This is a genomic window from Mesorhizobium sp. WSM4820, from assembly GCF_055811075.1.
On record NZ_JBVVQN010000009.1, the window covers coordinates 136,514 to 158,875 of the forward strand.

Genomic DNA, 22,362 nt, shown 5'->3' on the forward strand with positions numbered 1-22,362 from the left:
CTTCATATCCGGAAAGGGCCGCGCCATTTCATCGTGCGCGAGTGCCCCTTTCCCTTGGCTTCGTTTCTCGGGCAGCCACGGGCAAGACAACGGGAAGCTCGGGTAAATCCGGCGCGGGTGCCGCGCGAGCGTCCTGCAATCCTGCCCCATGACCGTCCATGGGCGGTTTCGAATGGCCCTGTGCTATATCGAAACCGGGTCTGGCCAATCGATCCGACTGGCCTTGCGCATGACCCGAAAACCGCGGCTCTCGGAAATGCCTTGCGCAAACTCAAAGTTTCAGAGCGTCCCATGTGCGCGTCCAAATCGAAGCGCGGCGCTCTACTTCCTTCATTGGAGCAATGGACTGCTCCAATGCGCGACCGGCGGGCTCTCGAAAGAACCCGCCGGTCAATTCGTCAACGGCGCAGACCGAGCTTCTCGATCAGCGTCTGATAGCGCGCGTCGTCCTTGCGCTTGAGATAATCAAGCAGGCTGCGGCGCTGGGAGACGAGAGCGAGCAGACCACGGCGGGAATGGTTATCCTTCTTGTGGTCCTTGAAATGGTCGGTCAGGTTCTTGATGCGCTCGGAAAGGATGGCCACCTGGACTTCCGGAGACCCGGTATCGCCCTTGGCGGTTGCGAATTCACCCATCAATTCCTTCTTGCGCTCGGCAGTAATCGACATCGTGTTTTTCCTTATCTGTTTGAGGAAACGGGACGCCCTCGGCCGGGATGTCGTCCAGCAGGGGCCGGTACAAGCAACGTGGCATTGCACGATGCTGCGGCGCATATAGTGCAATTCAGGCAAAAACACCAGCCCAATTCACAAGCCGGCTTTTTGCTGCACAAACGAAGATTTCGCCTCGGCTAAAGCCACTTCTTCCATCTGAAGAAGGCGACAAGCCCGAGCGCGACAACGGCCATGAACACCAGCGCTGCCGGATAGCCGTATTGGGCCTTCAGCTCCGGCATGTTCCATGGCGAGGCTTCGGGATCGAAGTTCATGCCCCACACGCCAGCGAGAAAGGTGAGCGGGATGAAGATCACCGAGACGATCGTCAGATAGCTGATGACGTCGCTGGTGCGTGCCTGACTCAGCGACAGATGCATCTCGATCAGACCGGTCAGCATGTCGCGCTGGGTTTCGACCAGTTCGATGAGCCGAAGCGAGTGATCGAGCGTGTCGTTCAGGAAGATCTTGGTCTCGGGCTTGACGTAGGGCACGTCGTTGCGGATCAGCGTCGCCAGCGCGTCGCGCATCGGCCAAAGCACCCCCTTCAGCACGTTGGCGTCGCGCCGCAACTCGTGAAGCCGCCGCATCTGGTGCCTGTCCGCCGCGCGCAGCATCTGGTCCTCGATGCTGTCGACCAAGTCGCCGGCGGTCTCGATCGGCGGGAAATAACTGTCGACAATGGCGTCGATCAGCGCATAGGCGAGATAGTCGGCGCCGCGTGAGCGCAGCCGGTTGGGCATCGAGCTTTCGATGCGCTTGCGCACGGGATCGAACGGATCGCCTTCGCGCTCCTGGAAGGTGACGACGAAGTTCCTGCCGAAGAAGACCGCGATCTGCTCGTAGCGATGCGCGGTGACGTCGTCGATCATCCTGACGACGACGAAGGCATGGTCCTCGAAGAAGTCCACCTTCGGCCGCTGGCCGGTGTTGACGACGTCTTCCAGCGCCAGCGGATGCAGGCTGAAAATCCGGCCGATCTCCTCGATCAGCGGGATGTTGGCGAGACCGGTGCAATCGAGCCAGATGACCGGCCATGCGTTGCAATGAGCATTCAGGTCGTTGATGCTGGCATCTTCGATTGTCTCGAATTTGTCGGGCGACATCAGTGTCAGTCGCAGTTCGCTGCGCCGCGCCGCAGGGTCGGCGATCAGTGTGCCTGGTGATGCGCCGATCGGCGGCCGCCGTTCTGTCACCGGCGCCCGCTTCCTGATCGTCTCGGCCTTTGCCATGTGCCCCTCGAATGTACCTCTGATCGAGATTAGACGAGGGGGCTCAGCCGGCAAAGACCCGCTTCGGCTTGAACATGCCTTGCTCGATGGCGCCGATGGCGACCAGCTTGCCGCGCGCCGTGGCGCAGGCTTCCTCGGCTTCCACCGGCGCGTCGCGGCCACGGATGATGACCGGGTTGCCGAGGCGGATTTTTGTTGCCGCGTCGTCGCTGATCGCGATCTGCGGCAGGCAGTCGAGCGCGGCTGACGTGTCGACCAGAAACGCGTCGATGGCGTCGAAGTCGACCGGCACCGTGTCCGCTGAATCCGAACCCTCATCGGGCTGTCCGCCGAATCGGGCGGCTTCCAGCTCGGCGATGGTGACGAAGTCTTCCTGCGTGAACGGCTCGACCTCGATCCGGCGCAGTTCGGCGATGTGACCGAAACAGCCGAGATCGCGGCCCATGTCGCGGGCCAGCGAGCGGACATAGGTGCCCTTGCCGCATTCGACCTCGAAAATGGTGCTGTCAGCACTGTGCTCGATCAGGTCGAGGCGGCCGATCTCGACTTCCCGCGCCGGAATGTCGACCGTCGCGCCGTCGCGGGCAAGATCATAGGCGCGCTCGCCTGCGATCTTGATGGCCGAAAATTGCGGCGGCGTCTGCATGATGACGCCGGTGTATTTCGGCATCAGCAAAAGCACATCGGCTTCAGCCGGACGCTGGTCGGAGCTTTTCGTCACCGGCCCTTCGAGGTCATCGGTCGAACGCTCCTCACCCCAGGCAACCGTGAAGCGGTAGACCTTGGCGCCATCCTGGACATAGGGGACGGTCTTGGTCGCTTCGCCGAGCGCGATCGGCAGCATGCCGGAAGCGAGCGGGTCGAGCGTGCCGGCATGGCCGGCCTTTTCAGCCTGGAACAGCCATTTGATCTTGGAGACGGCTTCGGTCGAACCCATGCCGACGGGTTTGTCCAGCACCAGCCAGCCGGAGATCGGCCGACCCTTCTTCTTGCCGCGACGCGCCACTATTTTTCGTCCTTGTCGTTGTCTTTGTTCTGGTCGCCGATCTGGGCGTCTGGGCCGAGATCGCGCGCCACTTCGGGCGAGTGCAACAATTCGTTGATCTTCTGGAAATTGTCGTAGCTGGTGTCGAGCCGGAAGCGGAATTCCGGCATGTACTTCATCTGCCGGAGCGCGCCGGAAACACGGCCGCGCACGAATTTCGCATGCTTGTTGAGCGCCTCGACCACCGCATCGGCATCACTGGCGCCAAGCGGCGAGACGAAAGCGGTGGCGATCTTCAGATCGGGCGACATGCGCACCTCCGAGACCGAAACCACCGAATTCTCGATCAGCGGATCGAGGATCTCGCCACGTTGCAAGGTTTCCGACAGCGCATGCCGCACCTGCTCGCCGACGCGAAGCATGCGCTGGGATGGACCTGACGTGGTTGAACGGGGCATTTTTCTCTATCCTGAAATCGTGAGGCACGGGATGGGACCGCGCCGCATGTCTCATATGCTTTAAAGCCTGATCCATCCCGATAGAAATCGGGATGGATCAGGCTCTATTTTTTGTTGACCATGATCTTCTCCGAAAACCGGATACCACTTTTCGGGATCATGGTTTAGGCGGCAGCCTTTCGACCACCGCCCGGTCTGTAAATGCTCGAACTCAAGTTGCTCGAACTCAGAGCGTCCTGGTCACCATCTCGACGCGGAAGCACTCGATGACGTCGCCGACGCGCATGTCTTCGTAGTTCTGGAACGCCATGCCGCATTCCTGGCCACCCGGAACCTCCGCAACTTCGTCCTTGAAGCGCTTCAGCGTCTTCAGCGTGCCTTCGTGGATGACGACGTTGTCGCGGATCAGGCGAACGCCCGCACCGCGCTCGACCTTGCCTTCGGTGACACGGCAGCCGGCGATCTTGCCGACCTTGGTGATGTCGAAGATCTCGAGGATCTCGGCATTGCCGATGAAGGTCTCGCGACGCTCCGGCGACAGCAGGCCGGACAGCGCCGCCTTCACGTCATCCACGAGGTTGTAGATGATCGAGTAATAGCGGATCTCGATGCCTGCAGCCGCAGCCGCCGCACGCGCCTGCACATTGGCGCGAACGTTGAAGCCGATGATTGCGGCGCCCGAGGTTTCCGCCAGCGAGACATCGCTTTCGGTGATGCCGCCGGCGCCCGCATGAACGATGCGCGCACGCACCTCATCGGTGCCGAGCTTGTCCAGCGCCGCGCTGATCGCCTCGATCGAGCCCTGCACGTCGCCCTTGATGACCAGCGGGAATTCCTTCAGCCCGCTCGTCTGCAATTGCGACATCATCTGTTCGAGCGAACCACGCTGCCCGGCATGCTTGGCCACCGCCTTCTCACGCGCCAGACGCTGGCGATATTCGGTGATCTCGCGGGCGCGGGCCTCGTTGTTGACGACGGCGAAGCGGTCGCCGGCCTGCGGGGTTCCCTGCAGTCCGAGCACTTCCACGGGCATCGCCGGCGGCGCTTCCTTGATCTGCCCGCCGCGGTCGTTGACCAGCGCGCGCACCCGGCCCCATTCGTTACCGGCAACAAGGATGTCGCCAGGCATCAGCGTGCCGGTCTGGACCAGCACCGTGGCGACGGGGCCGCGGCCCTTGTCGAGTTGGGCTTCGATGACGACGCCCTCGGCGGTGCGGTCCGGATTGGCCTTCAGGTCGAGGATTTCGGCCTGCAGCAGGATCGCTTCGAGTAGCTTGTCGAGATTGGTGCCCTTGGTCGCCGACACTTCGACGTCCAGCACCTCGCCGCCCATCGATTCGACGAAGACTTCGTGGCGCAGCAGTTCCGAGCGCACCTTCTGCGGGTCGGCGTCATGCTTGTCGATCTTGTTGATCGCCACAATGATCGGAACGCCGGCCGCCTTGGCATGGCTGATCGATTCGATCGTCTGCGGCATCACGCTGTCGTCGGCCGCCACTACCAGGATGGCGATGTCGGTCGCCTGAGCGCCACGGGCGCGCATCGCCGTGAAGGCGGCGTGGCCAGGCGTGTCGATGAAGGTGATCTTGTTACCGTTCTTCTCGACCTGATAGGCGCCGATATGCTGGGTGATGCCGCCGGCCTCGCCGGACACAACATTGGCATTGCGGATGGCATCGAGCAGCGACGTCTTGCCGTGATCGACATGGCCCATGATGGTCACCACCGGCGGACGCGGCTCGAGATCCTCGGGACGATCGGCGATGTTGAAGAGGCCTTCCTCGATGTCGGACTCGGCGACGCGGCGAACCGTGTGGCCGAATTCGGTAGCGACCAGTTCGGCCGTGTCGGCGTCGATGACGTCGCCCGGCTTCAGGATCTGGCCCTGTTTCATGAAGAACTTGACCACATCGACGGCGCGCTCGGACATGCGCTGCGCCAGTTCCTGGATGGTGATGGTTTCGGGAAGTATCACTTCGCGCATGACTTTCTCGCGCGGTTCGTTATGCAGCGCGCGCTTGAATTTCTCCTGGCGCCGACGCATCGACGACAGCGAACGCGCACGCGCATCCTCATCGGAAAGTGCGGCATTCAGCGTCAGCTTGCCGCGGCGGCGATCTTCCTCGCCCTTGGTCGGCTTGGCGGGACGCGCCACTTCCGGCGTGACCGGACGGCGCACCGGGGCACCGGCGCCGGTCCGCTTCGGCTTGATGTCCTCGTCGTCGACTGTCGCCAGTTCGGCGGTGAGCGGCGCGCGGCGGCGCGCCTCTTCCTCGGCACGCCGGCGGGACTCGGCCTCGGCCTGCAGCCGGGCTTCTTCCTCGGCTTGGCGGCGCGCGGATTCCTCGCGCTCGCGACGGCGGCGCTCTTCATCCTCGGCGCGGCGCTTGGCCTCGTCGATGGCGCGCTGGCGATCCTCGACGTCGCGCACCTTCGAACCCTCCAGAGCCCGGCGGCGCGCCTCCATCTCATCGCGCGACAATTGGTTCAGCACCATGCCGCCGCGTTCGACCGGCGGCGGAGGCGGCGGCGCCTTGGGCGCTTCCTGCACAACCGGCGCTGCCGCGGCCGGTGGCTTCGGCGTGAAGACGGACACAGGGGCAGCAGCCGGCTCCGGCTTGTCACCGGGCAGCGAGAACTTGCGCTTCTTGGTCTCGACCACGACCGCCTTGGTGCGGCCATGCGAGAAGCTCTGGCGCACGGTGCCCTGTTCCGTACCGGGGCGCTTCAGCGTCAAAGTCTTCTTCGGCGTAACACTCAACGTCTTGTCGTCGCCCGATTTCGTATCGCTCATTCCATATCCTCTGCGGCATCATCTTCGTCAGCAACGGCCGCAAGCATTGCCAGATCGTCCGGGGAACCGCCCCGATACCGGTCGAGCGCAACCATGCGCTTCTGGACCGCCCTGCCCGCGTCTCCCGCGAGAACGGCAGCATGTATCACATTTGTACCCCCCAATGCCAAGCTCAACTCGGCCTCGGAGAAAAGTTTGTAGGCAAGGATGGCGGGGCCACCGAGGTGGACGGTTGCCCGTCGCGCCTGGCTGATCTTGCGGACGCCGTCATCTGACGCCTCGGTCGCATGCAACACGAAAAGCGCCAGCCCGCCACGCACCGCGCTCTCAACCTTGGTGGCGCCGAGCGCGATCGCGCCTGCCTTGCGGGCAAGACCGAGCATGCCCAGAGCGTATCTGGAAAGCAGCCCGTCGACCATGTCGCCGAGGTCGGTCGGCACGGTCACCTGCGCCTTGAAGGCGCGAGCGAACAGGTTTTTCGCTGCCGCCTTGTCGATATGTAGGCGGTCGGCAGTCACCCAGCAACCGCGTCCGGGCAGGTTTTTCTTGATATCCGGAACGACGGCCGAATCCGGGCCGACGACGAAACGGATCAGTTCATCCGGTTCGGCCTGTTTGCGCGTGACGATGCAAGTGCGATCGTTCATCTCGTCCAAGGGCGGCTTGTGTGCGATGCGGTTTCACCTCACGCACCAACGGCTTCGTCAGCCGGCACGTCTTCGGCTGCAAGCTCGTCTTCGGTTATCCAGCCGGCCTTGAGGCGGGCAGCCAGAACCATCTGTTCAGCATCGGCCCGCGACACGCCGTGATTGGCGAGCACGCCCGGGAATACCTTCGTCTCGCCGTCCTTGCGTTCCTTCCAACCGGTCAGATCATCGGCCGCATAGCCGGCGAAATCCTCGATCGTCTTCACGCCGTCCTCGCCGAGCGTCACCATCATGGCGGTGGTCACGCCTGGAATCTCACGCAACTCGTCCTTGACGCCGAGCGCCTTGCGCTTCTCGTCATGCTCGGCTTCGATCTTCTCCAGATATTCGCGGGCGCGAGCCTGGATTTCCGAGGCGGTGTCCTCGTCGAAGCCGTCGATCGACGCGATCTCGTCGGCATCGACATAGGCGACTTCCTCGACGCTGGTGAAGCCTTCGGAGGCGAGCACCTGGCCGACCATCTCGTCGACGTTGAGCGCATCCATGAACAGAGCCGAGCGTTCGACGAACTCCTTCTGGCGGCGTTCGCTCTCTTCCTGCTCGGTCAGGATGTCGATATCCCAGCCGGTGAGCTGCGAGGCGAGCCGGACGTTCTGGCCGCGGCGGCCGATGGCCAGCGACAGCTGGTCGTCCGGCACCACGACCTCGATGCGTTCGGCGTCCTCGTCGAGCACGACCTTGGCGACTTCCGCCGGCTGCAGCGCGTTGACGATGAAGGAAGCGGCCGAAGGCGACCACGGAATGATGTCGATCTTCTCGCCCTGCAATTCGCCGACCACCGCCTGAACGCGGCTGCCGCGCATGCCGACGCAGGCGCCAACCGGATCGATGGAACTGTCACGCGAGATGACGGCGATCTTGGCGCGCGAACCTGGATCGCGGGCGACCGACTTGATCTCGATGATGCCGTCGTAGATTTCCGGCACTTCCATGGTGAACAGCTTCGCCATGAACTGCGGATGGGTGCGAGACAGGAATATCTGCGGACCGCGCTGCTCGCGACGCACGTCATAGACATAGGCGCGGACGCGATCGCCATATTTGTAATTTTCGCGTGGGATCAGCTCGTCGCGACGGATGATCGCCTCACCGCGGCCGAGATCGACGATGACGTTGCCGTATTCGACGCGTTTGACAGTACCGTTGACGATCTCGCCGATACGGTCCTTGTACTCGTCGTACTGGCGGTCACGCTCGGCCTCGCGCACCTTCTGCACGATGACCTGCTTGGCGGACTGGGCGGCGATGCGGCCGAAATCCATCGGCGGCAGCTGTTCGGCAATGAAGTCGCCGAGCTGGGCGTCGGGATTGCGCTCACGCGCCGAGGATATGGCGATCTGCGTCGCATAGTCATCGACCTTCTCGACCACTTCCATCAGCCGCTGCAGCTTCATCTCGCCGGTATTCGGATTGATGTCGGCACGGATGTTGGTTTCCTGGCCATAGCGCGAGCGCGCCGCCTTCTGGATCGCATCGGCCATGGCGGCGATGACGATCGACTTGTCGATCGACTTCTCACGCGCGACCGCATCGGCGATCTGCAGCAGTTCAAGCCTGTTGGCGCTTACAACCATCTTTTTTCTCCCGAGCTTGTTGCCGAGGTTTTGCGCCCGGCAGCCCAATCACATTTCCTGTTCGGTTTCATCTTCCGCGCCCGCTTCCACGCCCTCTGGCGCGTCTTCGGGCTCGCCGCGGCGCTTCTTGGCTTCCTTGCGCGCCCTGTTGTCCTTCGACAGTGCGTCGCGGATAAGGTCGTCGGTCAGGATCAGCCGTGCTTCGGCAATCGCATCGTAGGGCACACGCACCGTCGGCTGTTCGCCATAAGCCGCCTTGTCGCGCTCGATCAGCACGCCGTCCGCGTCGCTCTCGGCGATTTTGCCCTTGAAGCGCTTGCGGTCGGCGACGAGGACCGAGGTTTCCATCTTCACCAGATGACCCGTCCAGGTCGCGAAATCCGACTTGCGGACCAGCGGCCGATCGATTCCCGGCGACGACACTTCGAGATGATACGCCTTTTCGATCGGATCATCGACATCGAGCGCCGGCGACACTGCCCGGCTGACCTCTTCGCAATCCTCGACGGTCATGGTGCCGTCCTCGCGTTCGGCCATGATCTGCAGCGTCAGCCCGTTCTGGCCCGTCAGATGCACCCTGACAAGGCGGAAGCCAATGGTACGCAGAACCGGCTGCACGATCAGCGCGATGCGCGCATCGATGCCGCTTTCGCGGATGATGCGGTCGTCGCTGTCGGGTACCGTTGCCGTCATTCTATTCCTGTCGCTTCGTCGGCGGCCGGAAGGTAACAAAAAAGAGCGGGACCGGGTGGACCCACTCTTCGCCATACCGACCAAGAATTTGAGGCTGATATAGACGATCGCAGCCGTCGTTTCAAGTCCGCATGCAGTCCGTGTCGCTAAGCAGATGAATTGTCCGCATGCAGGGTGGGCGAAACTGTCGGGGGCGGCAGCGTTGCACAGGGCGCATGACGGCCATGCGCCAACGTCCCTGTGATATCAGGCAGTACGCGCCTATCTTTGTTGCGTTGCACAAAATCAATCACGCATTGCAGCAGGCGAAAGGGCATAATCATGACCAACCGCAAGGTTTTCTCGGCTATCGGCGATTTCTTCACCGTGTTCGGCAGCGCCGTCGCCGCTTCGCACGCCGTCGAAGCCGGCCGCAAGCCGCGCGCGCACGATCTGCGCAATCTCGGCATGGATCCGGCCGCCTTCAACAAGATCGGCCGCTTCTAAGTCCGGCGACGCAGGGACGAGGACATCTCTGGTCCTCGTCGACGTCAAAGCGCGCCTAGGCGCGCTTTGAATAGGACTATCTTATCTTCGGACGAAGGTGAGGTAGGCTGGCCGCCGGCCTTCGCGAACGGCCTTCGCCTCGTAGCGTGTACCCGGCCAACCCTTATAGGGCCGCTGCCAGTCGGCTGCCTCTTCAGCCTGCCACGCAAACGCTTCATGTGCCCGGCAGTGCAGCAGCGTCCAGTTCACATAGCTATCGATATCGGACGCAAAGCGGAATGTTCCGCCTGACTTCAGCACGCGCGCGAAACGGTCGAGATTGACCGGACTGACGAAGCGGCGCTTCCAGTGTTTCTTCTTCGGCCAGGGATCGGGATAGAGAAGGTCGATGCCGCCGAGCGAGGCTTGCGGGAGCCAGTCGAGCAGGCGCGTGGCGTCGTCGTCATAGACCCGAAGATTGGCAAGCGGCCGTTCCCTGACCGCCATCATCATCTTGGCCATGCCGTTGACGAAAGGCTCGACGCCGACAAAACCGGTCTCAGGAGCCGCCGTCGCCCGATGCAGCAGGTGCTCGCCGCCACCAAAACCAATTTCGAGATGAATGGCGCGGACATCGGCTTCGAACAGGCTGCGCAAGTCGGCCGGCGGTCCGGCCGTCAGATCAAGCCGGTAAGTGCTAAAACCGCTTTCCAGTGCCGCTGCCTGCTGCGGACGGATGGCCTTGCCGCGCCGGCGACCGAAAAATGCTTCGGTCGCACGGCTTGGCCGGTCTTTCGGATCCATGTCTTCCGGATCTATGGACGCCGCGGCTAGGCCGCGACTGCTTCGGCAGGCGCTTCGGCGAGTGCGTCCTTGAGAGCCTTGGCGAGGTCGGTCTTTTCCCAGGAGAAGGACCCGTCGCGGCCGGCCTTGCGGCCGAAATGACCATAAGACGACGTCTTGGCATAAATCGGCTTGTTGAGATCGAGATGGCGACGGATGCCGGACGGCGACAGATCCATCACGGTGCGCAGCGCCTGCTCGAGCTTTGCCTCATCGACCCTGCCGGTGCCGTGCAGGTCGACATAGACCGACAGCGGCTGGGCCACGCCTATGGCGTAGGAAAGCTGGATGGTGCAGCGATCGGCGAGCTTCGCCGCCACCACGTTCTTGGCGAGGTAGCGGGCCGCATAGGCCGCGGAACGGTCGACCTTGGTGGTGTCCTTGCCGGAAAAAGCCCCGCCGCCATGAGGCGCAGCACCGCCGTAAGTATCGACGATGATCTTGCGCCCGGTCAGGCCGGCGTCGCCGTCGGGCCCGCCGATGACGAACTTGCCTGTCGGGTTGATGTACCAGTTGCAGCTGTCGGCGATCTTCAGGTCGCCCAGCGCCTCGCGAATATAGGGTTCGACGACGTTGCGAACCTTCTTCGAATCCCAGCTGGCGTCGAGATGCTGGGTGGACAGCACGATCTGCGTCACTTCCGCCGCCTTGCCGTCGATATAGCGGACGGTGACCTGGCTCTTGGCGTCCGGCCCGAGCCGGCCGGCATCGCCGTTGCCTTCATGGCGCGCGGCGGCCAGCAGTTCGAGGATCTTGTGGCTGTAGTAGATCGGCGCCGGCATCAGATCCGGGGTCTCGCGGCAGGCATAGCCGAACATGATGCCCTGGTCGCCGGCCCCTTCCTCGCCTTGCCGGTCGGAGGCATTGTCGACGCCCTGGCCGATATCCGGCGACTGGCCATGCAGCAGAACCTCGATCTTTGCCGTCTTCCAGTGGAAACCGGCCTGTTCATAGCCGATTTCGCGGATCGCCTTGCGGGCGGCCGACTTGAACTTCGCCGGATTGACGAGCGGATGACCGGCGGTATCCATCAGGATGTTGCCGGCCTTGTCCTTCTTGAGCAGGGTCTCGGGGACGCGCACCTCGCCAGCGATGATGACGCGATTCGTGGTCGCCAGCGTTTCGCAGGCGACGCGGACCTTCCAGGGGTCCATGCCGGTCTTTCTGGCCTCGCGATAGACCAGATCGACGATCTCGTCGGAGATACGGTCGCAGACCTTGTCGGGATGACCCTCGGCAACGGATTCCGAGGTGAATAGATAGTTTTGCCGCGTCACGGGTGTCCCCTCTTGAAAAATCATCGGCACGCTGCCGATTGGCGCGCCACGTGTTAGCTGTGCCGGGCAGCGCTCGTCAAGCGGTGGGTGCCATTATCTTGTACCACTTTGACCGCCGGCAGGATGCCGCCAGCCTGCCTGGCTCCAGCACGTGCTTTAGCTTCAGCACGTCGTTGAGAAAGACTTTGAGCATGGCTGTCGAGCAAAATCGATCCGCTCTCCTGCATGCCTGCGGGATGTAAATTCCACGATGCGCGAGATCGCAAGAAATTGCCTGCCCGCAATGACGGCTTCGCTTTGTTCGTCTTTTCAAACGGCTGCCCAATCAATCGACCCAGACCAATCTGCGTAATCAATCGACTGCGTCGGAGGAAAGGGCCTTCACAAGCTCGATAACCTTGCGGCGTATCTTCACGTCGGTGATCTTGACGAAGGCCCGGTTGAGTTGAAGACCTTCAGGACTGCCGCAGAATTCGACGGCAGAAGCCATTGATGCATCCTCGGCAAATCCGCGGTTGCCCACGGTCTCCTGGCCCGGCGCGTCCTCGAAAAAGAAAGCGACGGGCACACCCAGTATCGAGGCGATTGCCTGCAAACGGCTGGCGCCAACACGATTGGTACCCTTTTCGTATTTCTGTATCTGCTGAAACGTTATACCGAGGTTCTCGCCCAGCTTTTCCTGGCTCATTCCCAACATATTGCGACGAAGCCTGATGCGACTTCCGACATGGATGTCGATAGGATTCGGCTTCTTCTTGTTTTCTTCTGCCATTTTTTCCTCGCCGAATTTTTCCGGCTTTTTGTGTTTTTTCTGCCCAAAACGAAGCCGGCGGCCAGTGCCCCAACAGAACCGACGTGCTGACTTCGAGAAATTTCAGGCGGTTACAGTATGAGTTTCTAATGTGTCGACTGTCAATTCGCCCGTAGCCGTTGCCTTACATTCATTGTGAAAGCGGCGAGAGCGAACAGCAACATGATCATCAGTCCATTAATGCGTCTTTGGCTGGAAGAAACGATGGCTCGATTGGAAATCGGCACGTGGACATCGATGGCTCCGCGGGCGTCGATTGCCAGCGCGTCGAGGATGTGTCCGCGCGGATCGACGACAGCGGAAATGCCGTTATTGGCTGCACGCAACAATGGCACCCCGTTCTCCACCGCACGAATCTGCGCCTGCCTGAAATGCTGGTACGGACCCGGCGTGTCACCGAACCACGCGTCGTTCGTGACATTCACAATAAGCTCAGCTGACGTTGCGTCAACCGCCACCAGATCGGGAAAGATGACTTCGTAGCAAATGAACGGAAGCACGCGGATGCCGCCGGGCAACGCGATCGGGTGCCGCTCATTGCCCGCCGCGTAGGTTGTCGGCCCGGCGACGAGTTGTTTGAGCCCCAAGCGGCCAAGCAGGTCGGCAAAAGGCAGATATTCGCCAAAGGGCACCAGATGAACCTTGTCGACTGCATCGGCGATTTGACCCTTGTCGTCGATCGCCACCACCGAATTGTAGTACCGCCTGTCGGCATCATCCGCCGACCCGCCTTCCTCCCGGACGACGCCGGCGATCAGCGTCTGGCCGCCGCCAAGCATCTCTCCCAGCGCGGTCAGCGCATCGGGACGTTCGGCGAAAAAAAACGGCACGGAGGTTTCCGGCCACAGGATCAATTGCGGCTTGGCATGACCAGTCTCTGGCGCCTTGGCCGAAAGCCCCATCAGTGTAGCGAAAATCCGGTCGGGCACTGAAGGGTCCCACTTTTCGCTGAGGTCGACGGCCGGCTGCACGATGCGGACGTCGATTGCGCGGGTTGCGGGTTCGACCTTGGCAGCAAGCCTGACATAGCCGAAGCCGACATGGGCCGCGACGAGAACGGCAGCCAGTGCACCCCCAAGGCGGATATGCCGGCGCGCCGCAAGCAGGGCCGGCAAGGCAAAGACGAAGACCGCCAGCGCGTTGATGCCGACCATGCCGGTCACCGACACGCTCTGCATAAGCAAGGGCACCGGCATCGCCGCGTAGCCGACGGCATTCCAGGGAAAGCCGGTGAACAGAAAGTCGCGCAGCCATTCCGCCAGGCCGAAGCCGAAGGCAAGGGCGGCGATGCGGCCGATGTCGTTGCTCCACAGCAGCCGGGCAACCGCTGTCGCGAAGCCATAGAAAAAGGCGAGCGCCAGCGGAATTCCGACCACTGCGAAGGGAAGCGCCCAGGCGAAACTGTCGGCCTCGACCAGGAGTGCTGAGCCGATCCACCACAATCCGGCGAGAAAATAGCCGAAGCCGAACCACCAGCCGACGGCGAAGGCCGGCCGCAAATGCCGGAACCAGCCATCGGAGGCTTCGCCGGTTGCGCCGTCGAGGAGCCAGACCAGCAGCGGAAACGAAACGAAACAGACGGCGAAGAAATCGTAAGGCGCCTGGGCAAGAACCGCCAGCGCACCGGCAAGAAACGCCACAAGCGCGCGGCGCCAGCCCCACAGCAGAATTATCCGGCCGGCCAGGCGCTTCATCGATGCTTCCGAGTCGTGCGAATCACGGCAGAAGATTTATCAGGCCGCAGTCCACGCTCCAAACGGCCATGCTTCAGCCAGGCTGCCGGATTAGGTCTGCTGGATAGGTGGGGCGACTGACGCCGGCAAGATAAGTGTCGCATGTGAATTGTCGCGCAGACCGCTCGTGCCGGTGTATCACTATAATGCGCGCGATAGAAAAGCGTTCAGCCGCTCCAGCACGAGATCCGGGGCTTCGAGCTGAGGCAAGTGACCGACGCCGGGTAATGTTTCAAACGATGCCTGCGGGATCAGCGCATGAAGCGCTTTGCCTCGCTCCAGCGGGATCCATGGATCGTCCTTGCCCCAAATTATCTTTACCGGACACCTGATATCCCCGAACGCCTGCTCGACTTCGGCGGTATATTTTTCGTCGGCTTGCGCGAATTGCCGATAGAAGCTTCCGCGTCCCTCTTCGGCAAGCCACGGCTCGACAAGCTTCTCGAAATCTCCGGGCGCGATGTCATTTACGATCGCCCCCTTGATATATGCTTCCACCACCGCTCTGTGGATATGCGGCGGCAGGCCCAGAAAGGCATCCACATGGCGACCGACATGATCGAAGAACGCCGATCCCCAAGGGCGCATAGCGACGACATTCATCAGGACATACCGCTCGAAGTCGCAGCCATGCAGCAAATGCGCCCGTAGCGTCGTCGCTCCGCCGAAATCATGGGCAACAACGATGGGCTGCTCCAGGTCCCAATGCGCGAGCATCTCGGCGAATACTTCTCCTTGCACGTCGAGTGAGGTGCGTTGCTCCGCGCCTTTGTCCGATCGCCCGTATCCGGGCATATCGTACCAGTGGACACGATACCGCCTTGCAAGATCTGGAATAATCCGATGCCATGAGAACGAAGACCACGGCCAGCCGTGCGCCAGCACAAGTGCGGGTCCGCTACCAAATTGACCCGCTGCCACAGCGCCCGCGGATGTTTCCACGGTCTCATCGAGCTTCCACGACATCAGACATTCTCCTAGTACTCAGGACAGCGTCCGAATGGTTCGCAAACCATGTAGTTCGAGACCGCTTCCCACCCATTGCTGAAATTCAGCCCGAGGATTCTAGTCGGTGCCAGCCTTCAATCTGCAGATCGCCCAGCCGTTCAGCCTCCTCGCGTGGAACAAAGCGTACGGTCTGGGAAAATGTCCAGACGTGACCTTCAGGATCGCGCGCCCTGTACTGCCGTTCACCGTAAAACTGGTCAGCCGGCTCCTGGACGATCTCGGCTCCCGCCGCCCTTGCACGATCGCAGTGGGAATCTAGGCCGTCCTTGAGGCGCACATAAACCGACTGCGTGTTCTTGCCGGCGACCGACGCGGGACTGGCTACATGGTCGGCCCATTCGGAATCGACGATGATATAGCCGTCACCGAACCGCATCTCGGAATGGACGAGCCTGCCATCAGCGTCGCTGACCACCATGCTCGGCTCGAAGCCGAAAGCCTTTTCAAGCCAGATCAAGGCGGCGCGCGGATTCCTGTAGAATATGCCGGAGCCCAAGGTTGAGCGCTTGAACGGATCGTCGACCGTCATCGGGCGAGCGGCGTCTTTCACGCCTGCTCGGCACGGACGGCGCGCCGGCGGCGCTCGCCCTTCTGGGTCTCCACGATGCGCACCCGCTTGACGCGGCGTGGATCGGCGTCGAGCACATGGAATTCGAAGCCGGGGATGGCCTGCACCACTTCGCCGCGGGCCGGGACCCGGCCAAGCGTGTTGAAGATCATGCCGCCGATCGTGTCGACATATTCGCCATGCTCGCCGGCGGCAAAATCCTCGCCGATCATCTTGGCGACATCGTCGATCTCGGCCTTGCCGTCGACGACGAACACGCCCTCGCCGGTCTGGGTGATCATCGGCTCGTCCTCGTCGTGCTCGTCCTCGATGTCGCCGACCACCATCTCGACGATATCCTCGAGCGAGACCAGACCATCGGTGCCGCCATATTCGTCGATGACCAGCGCCATCTGGGTGCGCATCGCCTGCATGCGCCCCATCAGGTCGGAGGCGAGCATCGACGGCGGCACGAAAAGCACCGGGCGGATCAGGGTCAGGTCGCCGATGGTGCGCGTGAGATCGACCTTGGCGAGATCGAGAAGCGTGGCAGGGGCGGCTTTCCTGGTCGTCCTGCTCTTTCTGACGCGGGCCAGCTTGGTGATGTGAGCGAGCACGTCGCGGATGTGGACCATGCCACGCGGGTCGTCGAGCGTCTCCGAATAGACCGGCATGCGGGAATGGCCGGACTGCTCGAACAGTCCCAGAAGATCGCCCAGGTTCGTCGTGATCTCGACCGCCTCGATGTCGGCGCGCGGCACCATGACATCCTCGACGCGAACCTCGCGCAGGCGCAGAATGTTGTTGAGCATGGCCCGTTCGCCGGGCGAAAAGGCGCCGGCATCGCTCGCCGTTTCGGCAAGCGCGTCGGCGATCTCCTCGCGCAGGCTGGTGCCGTTGCGCTGCCTGAACAGGCCGAGCACGCGATCGAACAGGGAAGGACCGGCAGGCGATGGCTCGCTGGCGAAGCTGCCGGTCGTGGTACTCGGACTAGAGTCCTCTTCCGTCTGTTCGGATGGCTTGGTCGCACTGCCGGCGTCTGGGTGGGCGGCAGTCTCTGGTTTGTCGTTCATCGTCGTCCGGTCATTTGATCTTTTTAGTTACGCGTAGGGATCGGGAATGGCAAGCCTTGCAAGTGCTGCGCGTTCGACGGCTTCCATTTCTTCGGCCTCGGCGTCGGTCTCGTGATCGTAGCCCAGCAAATGCAGCAGACCGTGGATGACGAGATGGGTGATATGGTTGTCGACAGGCTTGTCTTCCAGTGCGGCTTCGCGCGCAACCGTCTCGGCGGCCAGCACAATGTCGCCCAGCATGGGCGGAAGCGGACCGCCCTTGGCGAGCGGAAAAGCCGGGAAAGACAGGACGTTGGTCGGTTTGTCCTTGCCGCGCCATCCCGCATTGAGACTGCGGATGTGGGCATCGTCAGAAAAAACGATGCTGAGCTCGGAACGGCCGGCCGCGCCGGTTTCGGCAAACGCGGCGGCAACGGCGCGATCGACCAGCCGCGTCAGCGCGGCCTCATCGGGCCAGTCGCCCGCTTCGACTGCTATATCGATGTCGACGGGGACCGGAAGATCCCCGCCTACAGATTCTTTGTCCTCAGCCATAAGGCTGCATCTTCGTGTTTTCTTGTTTGAGCATCGGATTGCCCCAAAACCGGTTCCCCCTTTTGGGTCCGATGCTCTAGCCTTCGGCGCCCAGGCCCCGGGCCAGCTTGCCGTCGCGGTCGTAGGCCTTGACGATCTCGGCGACCAGCGGATGCCTGACGACGTCGCCTTCGTTGAAGCGCACCGTCACCATGCCGGTGACGCCGTCGAGGATCCTGAGCGCCTCGACCAGACCGGATTTGGTGTTTTGCGGCAGGTCGATCTGGGTCGGATCGCCGGTGACGATCATGCGCGAATTCTCGCCGAGACGGGTCAGGAACATCTTCATCTGCATCGGCGTGGTGTTCTGCGCCTCGTCGAGGATGACGGCGGAGTGCGCCAGCGTGCGGCCGCGCATGAAGGCCAGCGGCGCGATCTCGATCACCTCGGCGGCAATCGCCCGCTCGACCTTGTCGGCCGGCATCATCTCGTAAAGCGCGTCATAGAGCGGCCGCAGATAGGGATCGACCTTCTCCTTCATGTCGCCGGGCAGGAAGCCGAGCCGCTCGCCGGCCTCGACGGCAGGCCGCGACAGCACGATGCGCTCGACCATGCCACGTTCGAGCAGCATCGCCGCATGCGCCACCGCCAGGAAGGTTTTTCCAGTGCCAGCCGGGCCGATGCCGAAGACGAGCTCGGACCGCTCCAGCGCGCGCATATAGGCGTCCTGGTTGAGCGAGCGGGCATAGATCGTCTTCTTGCGCGTCGATATCTGGGCGGCTGACACCTTGCCCTTGCGCTCCAGCGTCGGCAGCGTCAGCTGGTCGTCGGCGGCGATCGCCATGCGCACGGCACCGTCGACGTCCGACTGGCCGATGTCAGCGCCTTTCTGGAGAATGCCGTAGAGATTATCCAGGGCGCGGCGCGCCTGCTCGGCGGCCGAGGCGGAGCCCTTGATGGTCAGCTGGTTGCCGCGTGAGCGGATATCGACGCCAAGCTTCTGCTCGAGCCTGGCCAGATTCTCGTCGAACTGGCCATAAAGGGCGCTGGCAAGCTTGTTGTTGTCGAAAGTCAGAACGATGTGCGCCATATCCGAAGCCCCCGATGGTAGGTTCTGGGGCAGGTTCTTCACTTCCGCAGCGCTCAACCGTCTCTCCTCATCTGCCGAGACCTTCAGGCCAATTCGGCGAACAGGCTGTTGTAACCCGTCTTCGTGATTCGTACCTGGATAATCTCACCGATTTCGCCGGACTTTTCATCAACAATAACCGGCTGCAGCCACGGTGAGCGGCCGACCTTCTGGCCGGCCTGACGGCCCGGCTTCTCGATCAGCGTGTCGATGGTGCTGCCGACCAGGCTGGCGCCGAACTCCTGCTGCTGGGTCAGCAACAGCGCCTGCAGTCGCTGCAGGCGCTCGTCCTTGACCGCTTCCGGCACATGATCGGCCATTTCCGCGCCCGGCGTGCCGGGGCGCGGCGAATATTTGAACGAGAAGGCCGAGGCATAGTTCACCTGGCGGACAAGGTCCATCGTCGCCTCGAAATCCGCATCCGACTCGCCGGGAAAGCCGACAATGAAGTCGCCCGAAAGCGCGATATCGCTCCGTGCGGCGCGGATCCGGTCGAGCAGCGTCAGATAGTCTTTTGCCGTATGCCTGCGGTTCATCGCCTTGAGGATGCGGTCGGAGCCGGATTGCACAGGCAAATGCAGATAGGGCATCAGCGCCGGCAAGTCACGGTGAGCGGCGATCAATTCGTCGTCCATGTCGCGCGGGTGGCTGGTGGTGTAGCGCAACCGCGCCAGCCCGGGAATCTCGGCCAGCCGGAACAGCAAGCGGCCAAGACCCCATTCCTCGGCCTTTTCACCTTCGCCGTGCCAGGCATTGACGTTCTGGCCAAGCAGCGTCACCTCGCGCACGCCGGCTTGCGCCAGCCGTTCGGCCTCGGCGACGATCTGCGCCACCGGCCGCGACACTTCCGAGCCTCTGGTATAGGGCACGACGCAGAAGGTGCAGAACTTGTCGCAGCCTTCCTGCACGGTCAGGAACGCGGTGACGCCGCGCCTGATGATCTCGGCGCGCTTCGGCTGCGGCAGATGCTCGAACTTGTCCTCGATGGCGTAGTCGGTCTCGACGATCTTTTCGCCGCCGCGCACCCGTGCCAGCACGTCGGGCAGCCGATGATAGGTCTGCGGGCCGATGACCAGATCGACGGCCGGCGAGCGGCGGATGATCTCGGAGCCCTCCGCCTGCGCCACGCAGCCGGCGACGCCGACCAGCATCTCGCGGCCGGCCCGCGCCCGTTCGGCCTTCATCTCACGAATGCGGCCGAGTTCGGAATAGACCTTTTCGGCGGCTTTCTCGCGGATATGGCAGGTGTTGAGCAGCACCAGATCGGCCTCGCCGATCGCATCCGTCGCAGTATAGCCGTCCGCGGCCAGCGCGTCGGTCATACGCTGCGAATCGTAGACGTTCATCTGACAGCCATAGGTCTTGATGAAGACCTTCCGGCTCGCGGCAGGCGGCGCGACCGCAGTTTCGGTCGCAGTATCGATGTCGTCCCGTTCGATCGTGTTCAATTCCATCTGGCGGCTTCTAACGCCTTTCCCCGACAAAAAACAGACGATTCTGCCTTACAGCGCCGCGCCTCCTTTGGACGCGCAAAGCGCTGGAGCTTTTCCGTCTTACCGGCTCGGCCGCGGATCGGCGAGCGCCGCCTGCACCATATCACGCACCTGACTTTCCATCAGCCTGGCCGTTTCCTTGCGGCTGGAGCCCTTGGAGAAGGCGACCGGCTCGCCGAAATGCACTTCGACATCGAGCCCGCCCTCCGCCATCAGCACCTTGAGATGCGGCATCAAATTCTCGTCGCCGATCCAGGCGGCAATCGGCCGGTGCCTGCGGCCGAGCGGCACGCCGTGCAGGCGCGTATAGACGATCGCCACCGGCTGGATGAAGACCTTTTCGGCCGCCCCTTCCGAAATCGCCATCGAGGCGGCGCCGAACAGCGTACTCTTGAACGGCAAGATCATGTTGCCGTCGCTGGTCGAACCTTCGGCAAACAGCACCATGGCGTCGCCCTTGGCCATGCGGCTGGCGATCTCGCTCGCCTGGTCGCCCGACGAACGTTTGCGCTCGCGCTCGATGAAAACGGTGCGCTGCAGCTTCGACAACATGCCGATCAACGGCCAGCCGGCCATGTCGGCCCTGGCGATGAACGTCACGTCGGCCATCGACCCCAGCACCATGATGTCGGTCCATGAAACGTGGTTCGACGCAACCAGTAACGGGCGCTGATTGGACAAGGTCCCCTTGACGTGGATGCGCGTGCCGAGCGCCCGGATGATGAGCCGGTGCCAGATCTTCAGGATGAACGTCTCGCGCCACAGGCCGGTCTTCATCGACAGGATCTGCAACGGCACGAGGATCAACGAGCCTGCGACAACGAGGCCCAGCGCCAGGAAAATCCTGATTTTTCCGATCATCCGCTCTTGGCCCTGTCCGAGTTCTGGCTAGAGCGACGCGTCCAACTGGACGTCCAAGCACGCTCTAGCGCTTTTTAATCTGCGCATCTCAACCTGCGCATCGTACTTTCCGAGAATCGGTTCCGATTTGCGGGCCGATGCGCTAGCGAAGATCGCGGCGCATGACAAGCGCTCCGGTCGGGCCGTGCTCGGGCGATCTGTAGTAGTTGGCACGTTTGCCGACCTCGCGGAATCCCAGCCGCCGATAGAGCGCGATCGCGGCGACGTTGGTCTCGTCGACCTCGAGGAAAAGCGCCTCGGCGCGTTGCGCATGCAGTTCGCGCAGCACCGCATCCATCAATTGCCAGCCAAGCCCCTGGCGGCGATGGGAGCGCGCCACCGCGACAGTCAGGACCTCTCCTTCGCCGGCCGCCAGGCGCGCCAGCACGAAACCGACCGGCGGCTTGGCACCCTGGCCGGTCTCGCGCGCGGCATAGCCGAACACCGTGTCCTGCTCGATCAATGCGGCGAATTCGTCATCGCTCCACGGCCGGACGAAATCCTCGCGATGCAGCACCGACAGGGCCGCACTGTCGGCGACCGTCAGCGGCTCGAGCGCAAAGTCCCTGCGGCGCGGCTGGAGGAAAGGAATGCGCATCAGTTTTTCTTCCCAGCTTTCTTCCTGGACAGGATAAACCCGGCCTGCGGCTTGGCGTCCGCCCCGCGCAAATAAAGCGGTTTCGGCTTTTCGCCTTCACCCTTGGCAGCGGCCAGCCGGGCATAGATTGCGATATCCGTAGTGGCGCTTGTCGGGCCGACGTCGAAGGCGCGCCCGGCCGATGCAGCAATTTGCGTGGCCGCGGTGCCGGCCAGAACCGGAAACCCGTCAACCGCCATGGCGGCGGCTTGCGAAAGCGTGGCCACCGCGGGACCATAAATCAAAACGGATGCTTCGTCGTAAAGCGCTGCATGGATCTCCTCGCGGCCGGCGTCGAGCGCGGCCAGCACGGCGCGGCCGGGAAATGTCTCTTTCGCCTGCGCCGCCAGCGCTTCCAGCGTCGTCACCCCGATTGCCGGGATTTTCAGCGCCAGCGCCAGGCCCCGCGCCGCCGAGACGCCGACGCGCAGGCCGGTGAAGGAGCCCGGGCCGGTGGAGACAGCGATGGCGCCAAGGCCGGCATAGTCGGCGCCGCCGGTCGTCAACGCCTCTTCGATCACAGCCATCAGATGTTCGGCATGGCCCTTGCCGAGATCGAGCACCGAGCGGCCGAGTTCCTTCCCGGCCGCCGCGTCGTAGACACAGGCGGCGCAGAGATTGGCGGCACAATCGATGGCAAGCAACTTCATGAGACGGCCGGTTGGCAGCGCCCGCTTGGGGCACAGGGGGTTCGAAAGACAATTTCCCTGTGCCTGCCATGGCTCGTCCCTGCAAGGGGATAATGCATAAATCGTTTGGCGGCTTCGCTTCGACCTC

General features: G+C 62.7%; 23 protein-coding genes. 1 reads left to right on the forward strand and 22 read right to left on the reverse strand.

The window, feature by feature from the left end; genetic code table 11:
* Positions 1–398 precede the first annotated feature (398 nt).
* The 8 genes from rpsO to rimP form a co-directional block, all read right to left on the reverse strand.
* Positions 399–773, reverse strand: coding sequence for a 30S ribosomal protein S15 (gene rpsO / locus AC0L2R_RS16520; protein ID WP_274609416.1), 375 nt, complete (start codon positions 771–773; stop codon positions 399–401).
* A 77-nt stretch (positions 774–850) separates the two neighbouring features.
* On the reverse strand, positions 851–1,945 hold the full coding sequence (gene corA, locus AC0L2R_RS16525) for a magnesium/cobalt transporter CorA (protein WP_473510217.1): 1,095 nt from the start codon (positions 1,943–1,945) through the stop codon (positions 851–853).
* Positions 1,946–1,988: 43 nt separating this feature from the next.
* Positions 1,989–2,951, reverse strand: coding sequence for a tRNA pseudouridine(55) synthase TruB (gene truB, locus AC0L2R_RS16530; RefSeq protein WP_473510218.1), 963 nt, complete (start codon positions 2,949–2,951; stop codon positions 1,989–1,991).
* The gene (gene rbfA / locus AC0L2R_RS16535) at positions 2,951–3,388 is read right to left on the reverse strand and encodes a 30S ribosome-binding factor RbfA (RefSeq protein WP_128169859.1); all 438 of its coding nucleotides are present in this window, start codon (positions 3,386–3,388) and stop codon (positions 2,951–2,953) included. The genes truB and rbfA overlap by 1 nt, the downstream gene beginning before the upstream one ends.
* 226 nt (positions 3,389–3,614) lie before the next feature.
* Positions 3,615–6,182, reverse strand: coding sequence for a translation initiation factor IF-2 (infB, locus tag AC0L2R_RS16540; protein WP_473510220.1), 2,568 nt, complete (start codon positions 6,180–6,182; stop codon positions 3,615–3,617).
* A complete protein-coding gene (locus AC0L2R_RS16545; RefSeq protein WP_091599993.1) occupies positions 6,179–6,829 on the reverse strand; it encodes an RNA-binding protein in 651 nt (216 codons plus the stop codon). The genes infB and AC0L2R_RS16545 overlap by 4 nt, the downstream gene beginning before the upstream one ends.
* 38 nt (positions 6,830–6,867) lie before the next feature.
* Positions 6,868–8,463, reverse strand: coding sequence for a transcription termination factor NusA (gene nusA, locus AC0L2R_RS16550; RefSeq protein WP_023802116.1), 1,596 nt, complete (start codon positions 8,461–8,463; stop codon positions 6,868–6,870).
* 48 nt (positions 8,464–8,511) lie between these two features.
* The gene (gene rimP / locus AC0L2R_RS16555; RefSeq protein ID WP_473510223.1) at positions 8,512–9,156 is read right to left on the reverse strand and encodes a ribosome maturation factor RimP; all 645 of its coding nucleotides are present in this window, start codon (positions 9,154–9,156) and stop codon (positions 8,512–8,514) included.
* Positions 9,157–9,477: 321 nt separating this feature from the next.
* Here rimP and AC0L2R_RS16560 point away from each other — a divergent pair, with 321 nt between their 5' ends.
* Positions 9,478–9,642 carry a hypothetical protein gene (locus AC0L2R_RS16560; RefSeq protein ID WP_077377234.1) on the forward strand — a complete coding sequence of 55 codons (165 nt, stop codon included), beginning with the start codon at positions 9,478–9,480 and terminating at the stop codon, positions 9,640–9,642.
* Between the two features lie 81 nt (positions 9,643–9,723).
* On the opposite strand, the gene trmB is transcribed toward AC0L2R_RS16560, so the two are convergent.
* The 14 genes from trmB to tsaB all read right to left on the reverse strand — a co-directional run bounded on the left by trmB (position 9,724) and on the right by tsaB (position 22,235).
* Positions 9,724–10,425, reverse strand: a complete 702-nt coding sequence (gene trmB, locus AC0L2R_RS16565) for a tRNA (guanosine(46)-N7)-methyltransferase TrmB (RefSeq protein ID WP_473510225.1) — start codon at positions 10,423–10,425, stop codon at positions 9,724–9,726.
* 26 nt (positions 10,426–10,451) lie between these two features.
* Entirely contained in the window at positions 10,452–11,765 is a 1,314-nt protein-coding gene (metK, locus tag AC0L2R_RS16570; RefSeq protein ID WP_473510227.1) for a methionine adenosyltransferase, read from the reverse strand.
* Positions 11,766–11,794: 29 nt separating this feature from the next.
* Positions 11,795–12,097, reverse strand: coding sequence for a hypothetical protein (locus AC0L2R_RS16575; RefSeq protein ID WP_473510229.1), 303 nt, complete (start codon positions 12,095–12,097; stop codon positions 11,795–11,797).
* Entirely contained in the window at positions 12,094–12,513 is a 420-nt protein-coding gene (locus AC0L2R_RS16580) for a helix-turn-helix domain-containing protein (protein WP_473510231.1), read from the reverse strand. The genes AC0L2R_RS16575 and AC0L2R_RS16580 overlap by 4 nt, the downstream gene beginning before the upstream one ends.
* A gap of 140 nt (positions 12,514–12,653) precedes the next feature.
* On the reverse strand, positions 12,654–14,246 hold the full coding sequence (gene lnt, locus AC0L2R_RS16585) for an apolipoprotein N-acyltransferase (RefSeq protein ID WP_473510233.1): 1,593 nt from the start codon (positions 14,244–14,246) through the stop codon (positions 12,654–12,656).
* A gap of 180 nt (positions 14,247–14,426) precedes the next feature.
* Positions 14,427–15,251 (reverse strand): alpha/beta fold hydrolase, encoded by an 825-nt coding sequence (locus AC0L2R_RS16590; RefSeq protein WP_473510235.1) that lies wholly within the window; start codon positions 15,249–15,251, stop codon positions 14,427–14,429.
* Positions 15,252–15,336: 85 nt separating this feature from the next.
* The gene (locus AC0L2R_RS16595; protein ID WP_473510364.1) at positions 15,337–15,822 is read right to left on the reverse strand and encodes a VOC family protein; all 486 of its coding nucleotides are present in this window, start codon (positions 15,820–15,822) and stop codon (positions 15,337–15,339) included.
* A gap of 17 nt (positions 15,823–15,839) precedes the next feature.
* Positions 15,840–16,913, reverse strand: coding sequence for a hemolysin family protein (locus AC0L2R_RS16600; RefSeq protein WP_128247969.1), 1,074 nt, complete (start codon positions 16,911–16,913; stop codon positions 15,840–15,842).
* A gap of 27 nt (positions 16,914–16,940) precedes the next feature.
* Positions 16,941–17,447 (reverse strand): rRNA maturation RNase YbeY, encoded by a 507-nt coding sequence (gene ybeY / locus AC0L2R_RS16605; RefSeq protein ID WP_473510236.1) that lies wholly within the window; start codon positions 17,445–17,447, stop codon positions 16,941–16,943.
* A gap of 76 nt (positions 17,448–17,523) precedes the next feature.
* Positions 17,524–18,516 carry a PhoH family protein gene (locus AC0L2R_RS16610; RefSeq protein ID WP_287305617.1) on the reverse strand — a complete coding sequence of 331 codons (993 nt, stop codon included), beginning with the start codon at positions 18,514–18,516 and terminating at the stop codon, positions 17,524–17,526.
* A gap of 83 nt (positions 18,517–18,599) precedes the next feature.
* Positions 18,600–20,009 carry a tRNA (N6-isopentenyl adenosine(37)-C2)-methylthiotransferase MiaB gene (gene miaB / locus AC0L2R_RS16615; RefSeq protein WP_473510238.1) on the reverse strand — a complete coding sequence of 470 codons (1,410 nt, stop codon included), beginning with the start codon at positions 20,007–20,009 and terminating at the stop codon, positions 18,600–18,602.
* A 99-nt stretch (positions 20,010–20,108) separates the two neighbouring features.
* Entirely contained in the window at positions 20,109–20,909 is an 801-nt protein-coding gene (gene olsA, locus AC0L2R_RS16620) for a lyso-ornithine lipid O-acyltransferase (protein ID WP_473510239.1), read from the reverse strand.
* 142 nt (positions 20,910–21,051) lie between these two features.
* Positions 21,052–21,546 carry a ribosomal protein S18-alanine N-acetyltransferase gene (gene rimI, locus AC0L2R_RS16625; protein WP_023802102.1) on the reverse strand — a complete coding sequence of 165 codons (495 nt, stop codon included), beginning with the start codon at positions 21,544–21,546 and terminating at the stop codon, positions 21,052–21,054.
* Positions 21,546–22,235, reverse strand: a complete 690-nt coding sequence (gene tsaB / locus AC0L2R_RS16630; RefSeq protein ID WP_473510241.1) for a tRNA (adenosine(37)-N6)-threonylcarbamoyltransferase complex dimerization subunit type 1 TsaB — start codon at positions 22,233–22,235, stop codon at positions 21,546–21,548. Before tsaB ends, rimI begins: the two co-directional genes overlap by 1 nt.
* Positions 22,236–22,362 lie beyond the last annotated feature (127 nt).

Coding starts and splice junctions, on each gene's coding strand:
- olsA (WP_473510239.1), bottom strand. CDS start 20,909: ATGATCGGAAAAATCAGGATTTTCCTGGCGCTGGGCCTCGTTGTCGCA.
- rpsO (WP_274609416.1), bottom strand. CDS start 773: ATGCGCCGCAGCATCGTGCAATGCCACGTTGCTTGTACCGGCCCCTGC.
- trmB (WP_473510225.1), bottom strand. CDS start 10,425: ATGGATCCGAAAGACCGGCCAAGCCGTGCGACCGAAGCATTTTTCGGT.
- AC0L2R_RS16590 (WP_473510235.1), bottom strand. CDS start 15,251: ATGTCGTGGAAGCTCGATGAGACCGTGGAAACATCCGCGGGCGCTGTG.
- AC0L2R_RS16580 (WP_473510231.1), bottom strand. CDS start 12,513: ATGGCAGAAGAAAACAAGAAGAAGCCGAATCCTATCGACATCCATGTC.
- AC0L2R_RS16560 (WP_077377234.1), top strand. CDS start 9,478: ATGACCAACCGCAAGGTTTTCTCGGCTATCGGCGATTTCTTCACCGTG.
- AC0L2R_RS16595 (WP_473510364.1), bottom strand. CDS start 15,822: ATGACGGTCGACGATCCGTTCAAGCGCTCAACCTTGGGCTCCGGCATA.
- corA (WP_473510217.1), bottom strand. CDS start 1,945: ATGGCAAAGGCCGAGACGATCAGGAAGCGGGCGCCGGTGACAGAACGG.
- tsaB (WP_473510241.1), bottom strand. CDS start 22,235: ATGAAGTTGCTTGCCATCGATTGTGCCGCCAATCTCTGCGCCGCCTGT.
- rbfA (WP_128169859.1), bottom strand. CDS start 3,388: ATGCCCCGTTCAACCACGTCAGGTCCATCCCAGCGCATGCTTCGCGTC.
- miaB (WP_473510238.1), bottom strand. CDS start 20,009: ATGGAATTGAACACGATCGAACGGGACGACATCGATACTGCGACCGAA.
- infB (WP_473510220.1), bottom strand. CDS start 6,182: ATGAGCGATACGAAATCGGGCGACGACAAGACGTTGAGTGTTACGCCG.
- AC0L2R_RS16545 (WP_091599993.1), bottom strand. CDS start 6,829: ATGAACGATCGCACTTGCATCGTCACGCGCAAACAGGCCGAACCGGAT.
- nusA (WP_023802116.1), bottom strand. CDS start 8,463: ATGGTTGTAAGCGCCAACAGGCTTGAACTGCTGCAGATCGCCGATGCG.
- AC0L2R_RS16610 (WP_287305617.1), bottom strand. CDS start 18,516: ATGGCGCACATCGTTCTGACTTTCGACAACAACAAGCTTGCCAGCGCC.
- ybeY (WP_473510236.1), bottom strand. CDS start 17,447: ATGGCTGAGGACAAAGAATCTGTAGGCGGGGATCTTCCGGTCCCCGTC.
- metK (WP_473510227.1), bottom strand. CDS start 11,765: ATGATTTTTCAAGAGGGGACACCCGTGACGCGGCAAAACTATCTATTC.
- AC0L2R_RS16600 (WP_128247969.1), bottom strand. CDS start 16,913: ATGAACGACAAACCAGAGACTGCCGCCCACCCAGACGCCGGCAGTGCG.
- rimI (WP_023802102.1), bottom strand. CDS start 21,546: ATGCGCATTCCTTTCCTCCAGCCGCGCCGCAGGGACTTTGCGCTCGAG.
- rimP (WP_473510223.1), bottom strand. CDS start 9,156: ATGACGGCAACGGTACCCGACAGCGACGACCGCATCATCCGCGAAAGC.
- lnt (WP_473510233.1), bottom strand. CDS start 14,246: ATGAAGCGCCTGGCCGGCCGGATAATTCTGCTGTGGGGCTGGCGCCGC.